The organism is Oryzibacillus soli (genome assembly GCF_051594765.1).
In the GTDB taxonomy this organism is placed as follows: Bacteria; Bacillota; Bacilli; order Paenibacillales; family NBRC-103111; genus Paenibacillus_AR.
On sequence record NZ_JBPPGJ010000064.1, the window covers coordinates 1 to 1,772 of the forward strand.

Below are 1,772 nucleotides of genomic sequence, written 5' to 3' on the forward strand. Positions count from 1 at the left end.
ACCGTCGTCGGCTTCCAGACCGACAAGCCCTTCAAGCGGTCCCTGCAGCCCTTCGGCGGCATCCGCATGGCGGAGATGTCCGCGGAGTCTTACGGCTTCAAGGTCAGCGAAGAGATCTCCCGGATCTTCACCGAGCTGCGCAAAACTCATAACCAAGGCGTATTCGACGCTTATACCGACGAAATGAAGAACGCCCGTAAAGCGGGCATCGTTACCGGTCTGCCGGACGCTTACGGCCGCGGCCGCATCATCGGCGACTACCGCCGCGTGGCGCTGTACGGCATCGACCGCCTCATCGCCGACAAGAAGAAGGATCTGGCCAACACCGGTCTGCGCACCATGAGCGATGACATCATCCGCCTGCGCGAAGAGCTCAACGAGCAGATCCGTGCTCTGAACGAGCTGAAGAAGCTGGGCAAAGCCTACGGCTTCGACCTCTCCGAGCCGGCCACCACCGCCAAGGAAGCCTTCCAATGGCTGTACCTGGGCTACCTGGCCGCCATCAAGGAGCAGAACGGCGCCGCCATGTCCCTGGGACGCACCTCCACCTTCCTCGACATCTACGTGGAGCGCGACCTGGCTAACGGCACCATCACCGAGAGTGAAGCTCAAGCGCTGGTCGACCACTTCGTCATGAAGCTGCGTCTCGTCAAGTTCGCCCGGACGCCGGAATACAACGAGCTGTTCAGCGGCGACCCGACCTGGGTGACCGAGTCCATCGGCGGCGTCGACATGGACGGCCGTCCGCTGGTCACCAAGAACTCCTTCCGCTTCCTGCACACCCTGGATAACCTGGGCCCGTCGCCGGAGCCGAACCTGACCGTGCTGTGGTCCACCAAGCTGCCGGAAGCCTTCAAGGCTTACTGCGCCAAGATGTCCATCAAGACCAGCGCCATCCAGTACGAATCCGACGATCTGATGCGTCCGGAATTCGGCGACGACTACGCCATCGCCTGCTGCGTCTCCGCCATGCGCGTCGGCAAGCAGATGCAGTTCTTCGGCGCCCGCGCCAACCTGGCCAAGTGCCTCCTGTACGCCATCAACGGCGGCGTGGATGAGAAGCTGAAGATCCAGATCGCGCCGGAGTTCAAGCCCATCACCTCCGAGTACCTGGAGTTCGACGATGTGATGAAGCGCTACGACGCCATGATGGAATGGCTGGCCGAGCTGTACATCAACACCCTGAATGTCATCCACTACATGCATGACAAATACAGCTATGAGCGCATCGAGATGGCTCTGCACGACACCCACATCCTGCGCACCATGGCGACCGGCATCGCCGGCCTGTCCGTCGTCGCCGACTCCTTGTCCGCCATCAAGTACGGCAAGGTGAAGACGATCCGCGACGAGAAGGGTCTGGTTGTCGACTTCGCGGTGGAAGGCGACTTCCCGAAATACGGCAACAACGACGACCGCGTGGACCAATTGGCCGTCGACATCGTCGAGCGCTTCATGACCAAGCTGCGCAAGCATAAGACTTACCGGGATTCGGTGCACTCCATGTCCATCCTGACCATCACGTCCAACGTGGTATACGGCAAGAAGACCGGCAACACGCCGGACGGACGCCGCGCCGGCGAGCCGTTCGCACCGGGCGCCAACCCGATGCACGGCCGCGACCAGAAGGGCGCCCTGGCTTCCCTGACCTCGGTCTCCAAGCTGCCGTACCATGCTTCCGTCGACGGCATCTCCAACACCTTCTCCATCGTGCCGCAGGCACTGGGCAAGGACGATGCATCCCAGGTACGCAACCTGGTGGCCATCCTGGA

Annotated in this window: 1 protein-coding gene; it reads left to right on the forward strand. The window is 61.9% G+C overall.

Translation table 11 applies throughout. From position 1 onward, the window contains the following. On the forward strand, positions 1-1,772 hold a 1,772-nt coding region (gene pflB / locus ACSEXW_RS28120), incomplete at both ends, for a formate C-acetyltransferase (RefSeq protein ID WP_438449495.1).